The organism is Phaeovibrio sulfidiphilus, from assembly GCF_014861485.1.
GTDB classification, from domain to species: Bacteria; Pseudomonadota; Alphaproteobacteria; order Rhodospirillales; family Rhodospirillaceae; genus Phaeovibrio; species Phaeovibrio sulfidiphilus.
In genome coordinates this window covers 12,435-27,354 of the sequence record NZ_JACZHT010000002.1, presented here as the reverse complement: position 1 = coordinate 27,354, position 14,920 = coordinate 12,435, and the positions used below count along the sequence as shown (strand labels likewise).

Sequence of the window (14,920 nt, the reverse complement as noted above, 5' to 3'; positions counted from 1 at the left end):
AGAGCCTCTTCTGCTTAAAGCATATCTTTCTGTTTAAAAGGTGAACACCCGATGGCCTCCATCCGCCCGCCCAGGGTCCAGACGGTCTTTGACGTCGCGAACTGGTTTATGGACCGGGCCCTGAATGACGGCGAGTATCTCCAGCCCCAGAAGCTTCACCGCCTGATGTATCTGGCCCAGGCGTACCACGCGGCCGCGTTCGCAGGCCGCCGCCTGATGCCCGCGGTGTTTGTGGCGGACCCGGCCGGGCCCCTGGAGCCGAACCTGTACCGGGCGCTGCAAAACGGGCGCGACGCCCTGGGATGCAAGACCCCGGATCCCCAGGCGGTGGCGCTGCTGGACAGCATCTGGCGGAAATTCGGGGCCCACTCGGTGGAGCACCTCACCCGCATGATCCAAAAGCACCCGCCCTTTGCCGAGGCTTGTGCCACCGAACCGGGCTCTGTGATCACCGAGGACGCCATGGCCGCCTACTACGGGCGGCGCGCCCAGGCGGCCTCCGAGACCGCGGGGGCTCCCGGAACGCCGGGCGCTCCGGCCCCCGACCAGGTGTTCCGGCCCAGGGTCATGCGCTCCCAGACGGGGGAGGCCGTCTCCGTCATGCCCTGGCTGCCGAAACGGCGCGACCCGCCGGACGGCGGCACCGCCCCCACCTCCTGAACCGTTTTTCCCGGGCCCGTGCCCATCCCTGCCTGTCTGTCTGGAACCCTGACCATGTCCTCGCCCAAATCCTCGCCCATCGCGTCGTCCAACGCGTCGTCCAAAGCCCCGCCCACCTGGTACAGCCGCCTCTGGCCCCTCGTGCGGCGCCTGGATCCGGAAACGGTCCACCGCCTCACGTTTGCCGCCCTGTCCACGGGGCTCTTTGCCCGCGCCCCCGCCCGGATGGACGATCCCATCCTGGAAACCACGGTCTGGGGACGGGCGTTCCCCAACCCTGTGGGACTGGCCGCCGGCCTGGACAAGGATGCCCGCGCCTTTGACACCTTCCTCGGCCTGGGCTTCGGCTTTGTGGAGGTCGGAACCGTCACGCCGCGGCCCCAGCCCGGAAACCCGCGCCCGCGGCTGTTCCGGCTCCTGGAGGACCGGGCCATCATCAACCGCATGGGCTTCAACAACGCGGGCATGGACGCCATGGCCGTGCGCCTGCGCAGCCGCAAGGTTCCCGGCCTTGTGGGCGTGAACCTGGGCAAGAACAAGGAGACCGAGGACGCCGCCGCCGACTACGAGAAGGCGATCTTGCGTCTTGCGGCCTTTGCGGACTACCTGGTGATGAACGTGTCATCCCCCAACACGCCGGGCCTTCGGGCCCTCCAGGGGCGGGAGTCCCTGGTCACCCTGGTGCGCCGGGCCCGGGAGGCTCTGGACCGGGCCTTTCCGGCGGGAGCGGGCCGCCCGCCCCTTCTGCTGAAGATCGCGCCCGACCTGACGGACGAGGATCTCCGGGACATTGCGGCGGTGGCTCTGGGCGAGGACGGCACCGGCGTCCCCGGGTCCGGCGGCTCCGCCACGCCTCTGCTTGACGGCCTGATCTGCACCAACACCACCATCGAGCGCCCCGCCAGCCTGAAAAGCCCCCAGGCGTCCCAGGGCGGAGGACTGTCTGGCGAGCCGCTGAAAGAGCGCTCCCTTGAGGTTCTGCGCACGATGTACCGCCTGACCCGCGGGCGCGTGCCCCTGGTGGGCGTGGGCGGCATCTCCTCGGGCGAGGACGCCTACAGACGTATCCGGGCCGGGGCCAGCCTGATCCAGGTGTACTCGGCCCTCATCTACGAGGGACCGCCCCTGATCGAGCGGATCAAGACCGACCTGGGGCGCTGCCTGCGGGCCGACGGGTTCACCCGCCTTGAGGACGCGGTCGGCGCGGACGTTCCCCTGGACGTGCTGGAGAGCCCGGCCCCCCGGGGAGCACCGGCGGTGGCGGACGGATCAAGCGCACCGGCGGTGGCAGACGGATCGACCGCGCCCGCCGCCCCGGCTGCACCCGAGGCAACCGTCACGCCGTCCACAACCGATGTGCCCGCAGCACCGAAGGCCCCGGTCACGACCGGGGACACGCCGGCTGCGACGCCGGATCGGGCACCGGCCAGCGGTGAAACGGAGCCCGGCGCCGGGGAGACCCGGACCGGGGCAGCCAAAACCGCAGCGGCAAACGCTGGAAAAACCGGCAAGGCCGGCGGCGCGGCGGCGAACACCGGGGCGGCAAAGGCCAAAAAGGGGAGCGCCCGGAAGACCACGCCCGGCAGCGGGAGCAAAAAGCCCCGGTCCTGAGCCGGGGCAAGCGCTCCGCCAGCGTGCGAGGGGGAGCGGACAAGCGGGGGTGCGGGGCGACAGGCAACCGCCCCCCCACACACATTCCTACGTTCCTGCGCCCCTGAGCGGGCAAAGGGGAAGTGAGGCGAGGGAAAGGGCGCCCGGAACCGGGCCACGGGGCGGCTGTCTGGCAAGGCCGTCTGCCGGGCTACAGGGCCACGGGCCACCGGCCTACTCCAGCCGGCGACGCCGGTCTACTCCAGCGCCTGGCGCAGGGCCATGGCCGCTGCCAGGGGGCAGACCACCAGGGACACCAGCAAGATTGCCCCCATGATCTGGAACTGGGAGGCCACCGCGAAACCGGAGGCCGCCCCGTCCACCGCCGAGACGCCGAAAATCAGCACCGGCACATACAAAGGCAGGATCAGAAGGGACACCAGAACCCCGCCCCGGCGCGCGCCCAGGACAAGGGCGGCCCCCACGGCCCCGATCAGGGACAGGGTCGGCGTTCCCAGAAGGAGGGCGGCCACCAGAGCCGAGAAGCCCTCGGGCGACATCTGGAGCAAAACGGCCAGAACCGGAGCAGCGACCACCAGCGGCAAGGCGGTGGTGAGCCAGTGGGCCAGGATCTTGGCCAGGACAATCCCGGTCAGGGGTGCGGGCGCCCGGGTCAGAAGGTCCAGGCTTCCGTCCTCGTAGTCCTGCTGGAAGATGCGGTCCAGGGACAGCATGGACGCCAGAAGCGCCGTCACCCACAGAACACCGGCGCTGATCCGCTCCAGCACCGAGACCTCGGGGCCCACGCCAAACGGGAACAGAACCACCGTCACCACAAAGAAGCCCACAACAATCAGGCTGTCGGAACTCTGGCGAAGGGCAAGGCGCAGGTCGCGCCCCAGAACGGAAAGGAAAAGACCCATCACGCGGCTCCCGGCTTCCGGGGGGCGAAGGCGTCCAGGTGAAGAACCCGCGCGCCCGGCAAGTGAATGTCCTGGTGCGTGGACACGACCACAAGACCGCCCTGCTCCCGATGGCGGGCAAGAAGGGCCTCGAGCACCCCGATGGACGCCCGGTCGAGCGCCGTCGTCGGCTCGTCCAGAAGCCACAGGGGCGCCGGAGCCGCAACCAGCCGGGCCAGGTTCGCCCGGCGCTTCTGCCCCGCCGACAGCATCCGCCCGGGAACCCCCGCAAGGCGACCCAGGGCGAAGGTCTCCAGGGCCTCGTCCACCCGGGACAGGTCTGCACCGGAAATCCGGGCCTGGAAGGCCACGTTCTCGCGCAGGGACAAAACAGGCTTGATGGCGTCCTGGTGACCCACATAGCGGGTCCGGGCCCCGTGGTCCTCGGGATCATCGGCAACGGGCCGGCCCGACCAGTCCAGACGCCCGGCAAACGGCTTCAGAAGAAGGGCCATCACCCGCAGCAGGGACGACTTGCCCGAGCCGTTGGGGCCCAGCAGCACAAGGGCCTCGCCGGGATCCACATGGAACGAGAGACCCGTAAAGACAACGCGCTCCCCGCGAACGCAGGTCAGGCGCTCGCCGGAAAAGGAGCTGGGCTCGGGGCCGCCGGGGGCCTCAGAGATCGGTGTGTTTCTCATAACCTGAAAGGTGTAGAGGGAAATGCCGGGCCTGCCAAGGGCTTTGGCGTGGAAAGCCGTGCCGTGCCCTGCCGCGCGGGACATGGCCAAAAAAAACGCCGCCCGTTCGCAAACAGGCGGCGCGTGGTTCCGGGTCCGGACCGGGGAAGCCGACCCTACGGCATCCGACTGCGGCGGACCGTGGCCGGGGTCATGGTCTCGGCGAGCTCGCGCAGGCGGGCAATCCGGTTCTCGGTGGAGGGGTGGGTCGAGAACAGGTTGTCCATGCCCTTCCCCTTCAGGGGGTTGATGATATAGAGCGGCGCCGTGGAGGGATTGTGCTCGGCCCTCGCGTTGGGAACCCGCCGGGCGGCCTGCTCGATTTTCCCGAGAGCGCTCGCCAGCCACAGGGGCTGGCCACAGATGCGCGCGCCCTCCTCGTCGGCGCGGTACTCGCCGTTCCGGGAGATGGCCATCTGGATGACCATGGCCGCAAGGGGCGCAAGGATCATCATCAGGATCGCCGCGATGGGGTTGACGCCCTCGCCGTCCCGGCTGCCGCCAAAGAAGAAGGCAAAGTTCGCCAGCATGGAGATGGCACCGCCCAGGGTGGCGGCAATGGTCATGGTCAGGGTGTCACGGTGCTGGACGTGAGCCAGCTCGTGCGCCATCACACCGGCGATTTCCTCGGCACTGAGCGTGGACAGCAGGCCCGTGGTAGCCGCCACCGCCGCGTTCTCCGGGTTGCGCCCGGTGGCAAAGGCGTTGGGCTGAGGGGTATCGATGATGTAGACCCGCGGCATGGGCAGATTGGCGTTCCTGGCCAGCTGGGCGACGATCCCGTAGAAGTCGGGTGCGGTCTGCATGGTGACCTCCCGCGCGCCTTGCGAGCTCAGGACCATCTTGTCCGAGTTCCAGTACGTGAAGAGGTTCATCCCCGCCGCGACCAGCAGGGCAATCAGCATTCCGCCCTGACCGCCGATCAGGTAGCCGACCCCCATGAACAGGGCTGTCAGGGCTGCAAGCAGTATGGCGATGCGGGCAAAGGACATGTAAAGCTCCCTCGGAACAGGTCATGGTGGTTTTTGGTGTCTGCTATTGAAATAGGGATTGTGCCCCCCGCGTCAAGCTTATAAACCCGGACGGGCCGAAACGGTTTTTGCACGGGAGAACACGCCATGGCCGAGAACAAAACCACGACAGGAACGGACACCGCCCCCGGAACCGCGCCCGAGGCCGACGGCGGAACCCCGACCGGAGCCCCCACGGAAACCACCCCGGAAAACGCCCCGGAAAACGCTGGCACCCCCAAGGAATACGGCGGTCCGAAGGGGCCCGAGCCCACCCGCTACAGCGACTGGGAGCAGAAGGGCCGGTGCACGGATTTTTGATCCGTCCCCCAAAATTTTTATTCGATGTTTGTTCTTTTTTAACCCTTCTTGCGTTATAGTTCAACCAAGCGTTACAGCAATGACAGGGTTAACACCATGAACAGGCTCCTGCGTTCACGTTCCGTCCCCTTTGCCGGGGTTCTTGTGACCGTCTGCCTGTCGGCGGGACTGACGGCGGCGGCGCCGACCAGCCGGGCCGTCCCGGTGGAGGGCCCGATCCGGGGCGAGGTCGTCCGGGTCATCGACGGAGACACCCTGGAGGTGGAGGCCTTTGTCTGGCCGGACCACCGGGTGACGGCCTCCGTGCGGGTCGAGGGGATCGACACCCCCGAGCTGCGGGGCCGCTGCGATGCGGAAAAGGAAATGGCCCGGCGGGCGCGGGATTACGTCATCGCCCTCCTGGACCACCACGGCTCCACCGTGCTGCTCAAAAAAGTGCGCCATGACAAGTATGCCGGCCGGGTTCTGGCCAGCGTCCTCCTTCCGGGGGACATCGACCTCGCCGGCACGCTGATTGCCGAGGGACTGGCCCGCCCCTACGACGGGAAAACCCGGGGCTCCTGGTGCGAGCCGCAGGATACGGCCCTGAACAACCACTGAGGCCGCAGCCGGACGCACCGACACCGAGGCCGCAGCCGGACACACCGACATGGGGCCGCGGCCGGCCCAACCGAACGGCCTGCCGGATGCCACAGGCCCGGGACTCGGGTTGAATTTTTTTCTTGACAACCCCATTTGTGGTTACCAGATACTTTTTTCGAGAGGACGCCCGACCACGGAAACCGGCCTCCAAGGGGTGTGCGACGCTTTCGGCACCCCGCTCCGGTTGTCCCGTCAAGGCACCCCCTCTCGACCTGACCCCGGGTGTGACACGTCCTGTGCACCCGCGTTTCTCGTATCGCTCACTGGAGGATATGACCATGCGTGCTTACGACCTTTCCCCCCTTCACCGCTTTGCCATCGGCTTCGACAACGTCGGACGCCTTCTGGACACGGCCGCCCGGCTTGACAGCCAGGCCACCTCCTACCCCCCCTACAACATCGAGAAAACCGGCGAGACCGAATACCGCATCACCATGGCGGTCGCGGGCTTCTCGGACGACGACCTGAGCGTGGTGTGCGAGGACAACACCCTCACCATCTCGGGACGCCTGGAGGCGGCCGCGGACGAGAACCGCCAGTTCCTCCACCGGGGCATCGCCGGGCGCGCCTTCGAGCGCAAGTTCGAGCTGGCCGACCACATCAAGGTGGTGGGGGCCAGCCTGGCAAACGGCCTTCTCAATGTGGACCTTGTGAGAGAGATCCCCGAGGAAAAACAGCCCCGGCGTATCGAAATCACCCGGGCCGGGGAACCCCGGACCGTTCCGGCCCTGGGGGTTGACGCCGCCTGACGGGCGCAGGGCGCCTTCATTGTTCGGGGCGCGGGGGAGGTCACTCCGCGCCCACACTTTAGTATGCATACCACTACATGTAGCTTGCACCGTAGTACAGATTTTTGTCGGAAAAACCACTTGATCGAGCGTTCCAACGTTGGTATAACTAAAAATTGAGGACGTATTGAATTTCGGGTCGAAATTGACTGCGGGATCTTTCCCCCCACCGGGAGTGCCCCCCATATCAGGGGTGCGGGACAAACGGTGGAGACAGATGCGCCCCGACGCCCTCTTCCAGCACGGTGTCGCTCCCGCATTTCGGCGAACGCCGGGGATCCTCGTTCCCCCGGCCCTCATCCAAGGAGAAGACCCATGACACACTCGGCATTTCATCGTCCCGAAGCAACGGTCGACGAGTTCGATGCGGCATGGATCTCCGACTCGTTCGCGGCCCTTGCCGACATCGGAGATGCCCCCGTACACGACACGGAGCCGTCCCTGATGGACATTTTCCGGGACGAGATTGTTCACCGGCTCATGGTCCGGGACCAGGTCCATCACGAGGATCTGATCCACCTCATTCGCGAGACGCGAACCCGCCTGGGACTGTAGCGTCCTGCCCCATCTTTCCTGTCTCTCCCTTGACTCGCCCGGAACCCGCGTTCCGGGCTTTTTTTTTCAATCCATGCCCGCAGGTTTTGATCTACTCGCGCGCAAAAAAGTTCGCTTTGTCTCCATTTTGATCTAAAGTCGCATCTTCAGGGGCACCCCCAGGGTGCATCATAACCAGGAGATCGCAAAATATGCCTGAGTGGACACAGGGCTACGGTATGGATGTGCCGACAAACAAGACCGTTTTCAGCGAGCTTTCGCCCGCCTCCATCAATTTTTCCCTCGCTCTTTCGGGACAGGCCGCGCCGAACCTCGAAAAGCCGTTCACCTATGCGGAGCTTGGATCCGGCTTCGGCCTCTCGACGGCCGCCTGGGCCGCCCAGTACCCCGAGGGCCAGTTTTTCGCGATCGACGTCAACCCCTCGCAGAGCGCCTGGGCCACCCGGCTTGCCGCCGCGGCCGAGCTCTCGAACCTGACGGTGTATGAGCGCTCCATCCGGCAGATGCTCGACGAGAACCTGCCCAAGCTGGACTACGTGATCCTCAACAACACCTGCTCGCGGGTGTCCGAGGACGTGCTCGCGGACATCCAGGCCTTCATCCAGAAGTTCCTGAAGCCGGGCGGCGTGGTCTACGCCGGGTACGCCGCTCTTCCGGGCTGCGCCGTTGCCGAGCCCCTGCGCCACCTGGTGCAGGAGGGCACCCGCGCCACCGGCGAGAAGGATCCGGTCATCGCCCTGACCCAGGGCCTGAACTTCCTCAAGGAGCTCGAGGACTCGGGCGCCGTCTACTTCACGGCCTCGGCCAACGCGGGCGCCTGGCTCGAGAACTGGCGCAACAGCGAGCTGGGCTTCCTGCTGGGAGACTTCTTCGGCGGACGGGCCAAGGCCTTCCACTTCAGCGACATGCTCTCGCGCATGTCGGCCTCCAAGCTGGCCTTCGTGGGCTCGCTTGACGCCACCAACTACCTGGAGCCGCTCATCACGCCTCCGGACTTCATGAAGCGCCTCGAGCAGGTCAACGCGAGCCTGCCCCTGCGCGAGACCGTCAAGGACATGCTCTACAACACGGTGTACCGCCGTGACCTGTTCGTGAAGGGCCCCCAGCCGCTCACTCCGGAAAAGGCCCGCAAGGCCCTGGGCAAGATGCGTCTTGTTCTGGCCGGTGTGCGCAACGCCCTGCCCGAGAACCTGGTGCTGAAGGGCGTCCAGGTGTCCCTGAGGGAGGACGTCTACAACCCCATCATGGACATCCTGGCCGAGGCTCCGGCCACCATCGACGAGATGGTCGAGCGCCTGAAACTGGACTTCACCCAGGTCGCCCAGGCGGCGGTGGTGATGACCGTTCTGGGCTGGGTCCAGCCCACGCCTCCGGGCAAGGCCGACGTGCGCGCCGCGCGGGTCAAGACCTTCAACGCCGCCCTGGACGAGCTTCTGGACAACGAGCAGTTCGCCTTCCTGCTGACGGTGAACGGCGCCTGGCAGCACTGCGGCTTCCTGGAGCGCCTCTACGGCCTCGGCCTTGTGAAGGGCGAGGATCCGGGGGCCTACATCGGCACCGTCATGGAGACCCGTGGCTTCCAGGTCAGCCAGGACGGCAACCCCGTCGAGGATGCGGAGGCGATCAACAAGATCGTTGCCGAGCAGACGGCTCTCCTCTCCAACGTCCTTCCGGACGTGCTGAAGCGCCTGGGTCTCGTCTGAGCCCGGCGACACGGGGCGGCTTTGCGGCCGCCCCGCGTTCTGACCCGACCGGTCCGGCCCCGCGTCCTGCGGGGCTTTTTTTGTGGCCGCACCGGCGTTCCGGGCCTGCTGCCGTCGCCGGCCCATCCGCCCCGGGTGCTCCCCAGCGGCAGCGGGTACCCCCTCACAGGCCGCCCCCGCACCCGGCCCGCGCCCGGTGCTCCCCACCGGCGGCGGGTGCCCACCCTCACAGGCTGTCCCCGCACCCGGCACCGCCCCCGGCATCCGTCGCCAGCCCAGGATACAGAACCGCCAGCCGCCTTTCCCCGAGCTGTTCCGGGCGGGTTTTCCGGCCCGGCTACCGCCGCCGGCTCGCACCCCTCGACCTCCCCCGGGCCTGCCGCCACCACCGCCGCCACGGGCGAACCCGGGGCCGGGCGGTTGCCTGCCCATGCGCTGCCGAGTACTTTTTAGCGGTTCCATTTTACAGTTTGTGTTATTCTTCGGATCGTGATTCCGGGACGCGCCGCGTCCCCATTTTTTGCGGAGGCATCTTCCTTGTCGTGTTCTGTTACCTCGGAAAACGGTATCGCAACCGTCACCCTGACCGGCGAAATTGACGGGCAGAGCGCCCCCTCGATTCAGGATGAACTCCTGAAGGTGCTCCCCGGCGAAGGCAAAGTCCTGGTCGACTTTTCCCGAGTGACGTTTCTCTCCAGCGCGGGGCTCCGGCTTCTCCTGGTGCTGACCCGTGCCGTTCGGGGTGGCGGCGGAACCCTTGTCCTGGCCGGCGTCATCGACCCCATCCGGGAGGTCATGGAGCAGACCGGCTTCCTGACCCACCTGACCCTGGTGCCCACCCTGTCCGACGGGCTGGCCGAGCTGGATGCCGCCAGCGCAGCCCAGGGCCATGCACCGTAACACCGACCATCCCGGGCCGGCCCCGGTGGGACTGGCCCCCCTCTCCCGAACCGCAGCGCCGGAACGGGCCGCGTGGCCGGAACGGACCGCGCAGCACCCCCGGAAGACCAGGAGGCCCCAATGACGTCGAACGGCGTGCGCATGGATCGCTACCCGACCCACTCCATCAAGGGGGTGAAGTTCCGTGCCGGGCATGCCCTGCCGTTCGGAACCTCGCTGATCCCGGGGGGCGTGAACTTCTCGGTCTACTCGAACCACGCCACCGCCTGCACCCTGGTGCTTTTCGAGAAGGGCGCCCGGGAGCCCCGGCTTGAGATCCCCCTGCCCGAGGCCTTCCGCACCGGCAACGTCTGGTCCATCACGGTCTTCGACCTGGACATCGAGATGCTGGAGTACGGCTACCGCATGGAGGGCCCCTTCCAGCCCGAGAGGGGGCACCGCTTCGATTCCTCGAAGGTTCTTCTGGACCCCTACGCCCGGGCCGTGGGAGGCCGTGACCGCTGGCTCACCCCACAGGAACCCGGAACGCCCTACCCGTTCCGCTCGAGCATGCTGTTCGAGGATTTCGACTGGGAGGACGACATCCCCCCCGACCTGCCCATGGAAGACCTGGTCATCTACGAGACCCATGTGCGGGGCTTCACCCGCCACAGCTCGTCCGGTGTGCGGGCTCCGGGGACGTTCGCCGGGCTGAAGGAGAAGATCCCCTACCTGAAGGCCCTGGGGGTCAACTGCGTGGAGCTGATGCCCATTTTCGAGTTCGACGAGTGGGAGCACTCCCGGCGCCTGCCGGACGGCTCGCTCACCGTGAACTACTGGGGCTACTCGACCATGGCCTTCTTTGCCCCGAAGGCGGGCTATGCGGCCACCGGGCACATGGGCATGCAGGCGGACGAGCTCAAGACCCTCGTGAAGGCCCTCCACGCCGAGGGGATCGAGGTCATCCTGGACGTGGTCTTCAACCACACCAACGAGGGCAATGAGCTGGGCCCGACCCTGTCCTTCCGGGGGCTGGACAACAAGACCTACTACATGCTGACCCCGGACGGCCGCTACTACAACTTCTCGGGCTGCGGCAACACCCTCAACTGCAACAACCCGGTGGTCCGGTCCATGGTGCTGGACTGCCTGCGCTACTGGGTCGCGGAATACCACATCGACGGCTTCCGCTTCGACCTGGCCGCCATCTTGAACCGGGACCAGAACGGCGCGCCCCTCACCAACCCTCCCCTTCTGGAAACCCTGGCCTTCGACCCGATCCTGGGGCGCACCAAGCTGATCGCCGAGGCCTGGGATCCGGGGGGGCTCTACCAGGTGGGCTCGTTCCCCAACTACGGCCGCTGGGCCGAGTGGAACGGCCCCTACCGCGACACCCTGCGCCGCTTCCTGACCGGCGAGGAGGGCCAGGTGGCTCCCATGACCCAGAGGGTGGAGGGCTCCCCCGACCTCTACTGGTGGCGGGCCACGAACGCCTCGATCAACTTCATCACCAGCCACGACGGCTTCACGCTGTACGACCTGTTCGCCTACAGCCAGAAGCACAACCTGGCCAACGGCGAGGACAACCGCGACGGCGAGAACAACAACATCTCGTGGAACTGTGGCTTCGAGGGCGAGACCAACGACCCCGAGATCAACGCCCTGCGCCTGCGGCTGGTGCGCAACGCCTATGCGATCCTGATGACCTCCCAGGGGGTGCCCCTGATCGTTGCGGGCGACGAGTTCGGACGCACCCAGAAGGGCAACAACAACGCCTACTGCCAGGACAACGAGATCAGCTGGCTGGACTGGACCCTGGCCGAGAAGAATGCCGACCTGCTGCGCTTCGTGAGGGGCATGATCCACCTGCGCCGGGACCACCCGATCTTGCGCAAGCGGACCGTCTACGGCCGGGGCGGCGGGGCGCCCTACCCCCAGCTGTCGTTCCACGGCACCCGCCCCTGGTACCTGGACCGCTCGGGCTACAACCGGGTTCTTGCCTGGATGCTGGAGGGCGAGACCGCCGACGGAACGCCGGACGCGGTCTACGTTGCGGTCAACATGTACTGGGACGGACTGCAGTTCGTCCTGCCGGCCTGCCCCGGGAACCGGGAGTGGCGGGTGGCGGCGAACACCTCGCTGCCGTCCCCGCAGGACTTCCGCGAGCCCGGAACGGAAACGCCGCTGGAGACACCGGGCGAAATCATCGTCGGGCCCCGCTCCGTAATGGTTCTGGTTTCAACCTGACGCCGCCGCGAGGGATGCCATGGGACTCATGATCGACACCACACTGGACGGCGAGCAGGCCAACATCGCCCTGACCGGGGAGCTGGATGCCTCCACGGTCGCCCAGTTCAAGCGGGAGGTGGCCCGTGTGGCGGCCACAGAGCGCTTCTCGGTTCTCTGCCTGAGGATGCAGGAACTGGGGTTTCTGGCCTCGGCAGGGCTTGGCGCCCTGCTGGAGGTGTATCGCACGGTTTCGCCGAGAGCTGCAGTGGTCCTGGTGGATGTGACGGACGACGTGCGGGCGACACTCGAAAAGACCGGCTTTGCAAAACGTATGACGCTGCGGTCGTCCTCCGAGCTATAGGGGCCCCTTCCATGCAGAAACGTACCTTCCCGGCAGAACTTGAATCCCTCGCGCCCATTCGCGACTTTGTGCGCGCCCAGGCGGCACCGGTGCTTGACACGCCCGCGGTCTACAAGCTGGTGCTGGCGGTGGACGAGCTGTCCACCAACGTCGTGATCCACGGCTACGGAAAACGGGGCATCGCCGGACATCTGGATGTGGCCGTGTCGATCCAGGACGGGTTTGTCAGCGTTACCCTCGAGGACCAGGCACCGCCGTTCGATGCCTCGGTGGCCGCCCTCCCCACCCCGGAAATGCTCTCGGCACCGCTGGAGGACCGCCACCCCGGAGGCCTTGGGCTGATGCTGATCCGCGACGGCGTCGACATCTTCCACTACGAGCGCGCCGGGGACCGGAACCGCAACACCCTGATCAAACACCTGGCGGACTGCCGCCGGCCCGAGTAGGCGCCCCTCATCCCCTCTCCACCCCTGTCCCCCAACGCAAAACAGCCCCCGAAGCGGGGGCTGTCTGGAGCCGGTGTGGCCCAAGGGCCCTGGCCTCCCGCGCCCGGATCCTGACGCCAGGCGCGGGGGGCGCAGGCCGGGCCGGAGAACCGGGGCCGGGAGCGTCGATCAGTTCCAGGCGTTGCGCACATCCCCGAGGAAGCGGGAGGTCACCTCCTTCAGCTCCTCGGCCTGGGTGGACAGCTCGTGGGCCGCCTCCAGAACCGATGTGGAGGCCGCTCCCGTCTCCCGGGCCACGTTCAGCACATGGGACACGGACGTGTTGACCTGGGAGGTGGCGTCCGAAACGTTCGCAATATTGCGCAGGATCTCGCGGGTTGCCGCCGACTGCTCCTCCATGGCCGACGAGATGGCCAGGATGGACTCGCCCACCTCGGAAATGCGCCCCACGATCCGGCCGATGGAGTTCACGGCCTTTTCCGTCTCGTTCTGGACGGTGGTGATCTGGGAGGAAATCTCGTCGGTGGCGCGGGCGGTCTGGGCGGCCAGGCTCTTCACCTCGCCCGCAACCACCGCGAAGCCCTTGCCCGCATCCCCCGCGCGGGCCGCCTCAATGGTGGCGTTCAGCGCAAGCAGGTTGGTCTGGGAGGCGATATCGTTGATCAGGCCGATAATCTTGCCGATCTCCCCGGACGTGACCGAGAGCTCGGCCATTCCGTTGCTGGCCTCCGCGGCCTCGTCGCTGGCGAAGCGGGAGATTTCCGAGCAGCGCTCCACCTGGCGGCTGATTTCCTGAACCGAGTGGGACAGCTCCTCGGTGGCCGAGGCGATGGTCTGCACGTTTCGGGCCGCCTCATCCATGGCGGATGCAACGGCATCGGTCTCGCGGACCGTTTCCTGAGCGTTCCTGGACATGGATCCTGCACTGTGCTCCAGATTGACGATGGCACCGCCCACCGTATCGAACACCCCGCTTGACGCGCTGTCATAGTCTCCGGTCAGCTGGACGATCTGCTCGGCCTGGGCGCTTCTGATCCTCTGGGCCTCCTCCTGCTCCTCGCGCAGGCGCCGGGCCTGCTGGTAGTTCTCGCGGAACAGCTCGACGGACCGGGCGAGAACACCCACCTCGTCGCGGCGGGCCACAATGGCGGGAGGGAGCCCCTGGACCGGCTCATCACGGCCGATCCGGTCGATGGCGGTGGCGATGGTGCCGATGGGGGTCACAAGGCCGCGGATCAGGCGCACCAGCACCAGGCTGATGACCAGCAGCGCACCGCCGCAAATCCCCAGAAACATCAGCTGCTGATAGCGCTGGGCCGCATCCAGGTGGGACTTGGGCTGCCCCACAAAGTAGACACCCACGATCTGGTCAGGCCGTCCGTTCAGCTCGCCGCGCATGGGCGCATACCCCACGTAGTAGGGCTCGCCCAGGATATCGGCCTCGCCGATGTAGGTCTCGCCGCGGCGCAGGACCGCGTCATACACGGGCCCGGCCGACAGGGTTGTGCCAGTGGAGCGGCCATTGACGGTCCCGGGGACCGTCGTCGAGACCCGCTCGTCCCCCATGAAGAGGGTAGCCATATTGCCCGTGTTCCGCTCCATGGTGTCCACAATGGTCGTGTCCTGGTTCAGGGGCGTGTTGCCCGCATAGAGGACATCGCCCTCGCGCCGGATCTCCCGGCTGCCGGACCAGGTGGTCAGGCTCTCGAGGGTCTTGAGATTGGACGCCATCTCGGCGTTCAGAATGGAGTACGTCGTGACGTCAAAATGGTAGGTCACGGAAAAAAAGAGGGCCAGGGACAGGCCCGCCAGCCCCATCACGACATAAGCCAGAATGTGCGTCGACAGGGTCCGGCTCATCCGGCCGGTCAGATCGCTAAGCCACGACATTGTCCTAAATCCTGTGTTTCGTGGAGAAGTCCCAGGGCAAATTTGCAACCTGGAGTCAATTCACTCGGATAGTGTGTCTTTAATTTAGAGCAAAAATCAATAAAAACCGAATTATTACACCTCCGTCACCGTACAATCACGTGGTGTGGGCGACAAAATGCACCCTGAGGTACAAAAAAGGCCGCCCCGAAGGGCGGCCTGTAC

At 66.6% G+C, this 14,920-nt stretch carries 13 protein-coding genes and 2 pseudogenes; 11 read left to right on the top strand and 4 right to left on the bottom strand.

Annotated elements, in window-relative coordinates; genetic code table 11:
- The first annotated feature begins 51 nt into the window (after positions 1 to 51).
- A complete protein-coding gene (locus tag IHV25_RS03210; protein WP_192533644.1) occupies positions 52 to 660 on the top strand; it encodes a Panacea domain-containing protein in 609 nt (202 codons plus the stop codon).
- A 54-nt stretch (positions 661 to 714) separates the two neighbouring features.
- A pseudogene (locus IHV25_RS03205) lies at positions 715 to 1,869 on the top strand (quinone-dependent dihydroorotate dehydrogenase); the annotation flags it as partial.
- A 638-nt stretch (positions 1,870 to 2,507) separates the two neighbouring features.
- Here the strand turns inward: IHV25_RS03205 and ccmB are convergent.
- From ccmB to htpX, 3 genes and pseudogenes are all read right to left on the bottom strand, one after another.
- A complete protein-coding gene (gene ccmB, locus IHV25_RS03200; protein ID WP_192533640.1) occupies positions 2,508 to 3,173 on the bottom strand; it encodes a heme exporter protein CcmB in 666 nt (221 codons plus the stop codon).
- Positions 3,147 to 3,853 (bottom strand): annotated as a pseudogene (gene ccmA / locus IHV25_RS03195) (heme ABC exporter ATP-binding protein CcmA); the annotation flags it as partial. The pseudogene ccmA and the gene ccmB, both read right to left, overlap by 27 nt.
- A 155-nt stretch (positions 3,854 to 4,008) precedes the next feature.
- Positions 4,009 to 4,884: a zinc metalloprotease HtpX gene (gene htpX / locus IHV25_RS03190; protein ID WP_192533639.1), complete on the bottom strand. Its 876-nt coding sequence runs from the start codon at positions 4,882 to 4,884 to the stop codon at positions 4,009 to 4,011.
- A gap of 126 nt (positions 4,885 to 5,010) precedes the next feature.
- Between htpX and IHV25_RS03185 the strand changes: the two genes are divergently transcribed.
- The 9 genes from IHV25_RS03185 (at position 5,011) to IHV25_RS03145 (ending at position 12,826) form a co-directional block, all read left to right on the top strand.
- Positions 5,011 to 5,223 carry a DUF1674 domain-containing protein gene (locus IHV25_RS03185; RefSeq protein WP_192533637.1) on the top strand — a complete coding sequence of 71 codons (213 nt, stop codon included), beginning with the start codon at positions 5,011 to 5,013 and terminating at the stop codon, positions 5,221 to 5,223.
- Between the two features lie 96 nt (positions 5,224 to 5,319).
- Positions 5,320 to 5,823, top strand: a complete 504-nt coding sequence (locus IHV25_RS03180) for a thermonuclease family protein (protein ID WP_192533636.1) — start codon at positions 5,320 to 5,322, stop codon at positions 5,821 to 5,823.
- Positions 5,824 to 6,143: 320 nt separating this feature from the next.
- Positions 6,144 to 6,614, top strand: coding sequence for an Hsp20 family protein (locus IHV25_RS03175; RefSeq protein ID WP_192533634.1), 471 nt, complete (start codon positions 6,144 to 6,146; stop codon positions 6,612 to 6,614).
- 354 nt (positions 6,615 to 6,968) lie between these two features.
- Positions 6,969 to 7,208, top strand: a complete 240-nt coding sequence (locus tag IHV25_RS03170; protein ID WP_192533633.1) for a hypothetical protein — start codon at positions 6,969 to 6,971, stop codon at positions 7,206 to 7,208.
- A gap of 191 nt (positions 7,209 to 7,399) precedes the next feature.
- Positions 7,400 to 8,911, top strand: coding sequence for a methyltransferase regulatory domain-containing protein (locus IHV25_RS03165; RefSeq protein WP_192533631.1), 1,512 nt, complete (start codon positions 7,400 to 7,402; stop codon positions 8,909 to 8,911).
- Between the two features lie 537 nt (positions 8,912 to 9,448).
- Positions 9,449 to 9,811: an STAS domain-containing protein gene (locus tag IHV25_RS03160; protein WP_192533629.1), complete on the top strand. Its 363-nt coding sequence runs from the start codon at positions 9,449 to 9,451 to the stop codon at positions 9,809 to 9,811.
- A 120-nt stretch (positions 9,812 to 9,931) separates the two neighbouring features.
- Complete coding sequence (gene glgX, locus IHV25_RS03155; RefSeq protein ID WP_192533628.1) at positions 9,932 to 12,037, top strand: glycogen debranching protein GlgX; 2,106 nt, start codon at positions 9,932 to 9,934, stop codon at positions 12,035 to 12,037.
- A gap of 28 nt (positions 12,038 to 12,065) precedes the next feature.
- On the top strand, positions 12,066 to 12,380 hold the full coding sequence (locus IHV25_RS03150; RefSeq protein ID WP_192533626.1) for an STAS domain-containing protein: 315 nt from the start codon (positions 12,066 to 12,068) through the stop codon (positions 12,378 to 12,380).
- 11 nt (positions 12,381 to 12,391) lie between these two features.
- The gene (locus IHV25_RS03145; protein WP_192533624.1) at positions 12,392 to 12,826 is read left to right on the top strand and encodes an ATP-binding protein; all 435 of its coding nucleotides are present in this window, start codon (positions 12,392 to 12,394) and stop codon (positions 12,824 to 12,826) included.
- A gap of 168 nt (positions 12,827 to 12,994) precedes the next feature.
- Here the strand turns inward: IHV25_RS03145 and IHV25_RS03140 are convergent, their stop codons facing one another.
- A complete protein-coding gene (locus IHV25_RS03140) occupies positions 12,995 to 14,716 on the bottom strand; it encodes a methyl-accepting chemotaxis protein (protein ID WP_192533623.1) in 1,722 nt (573 codons plus the stop codon).
- Positions 14,717 to 14,920 lie beyond the last annotated feature (204 nt).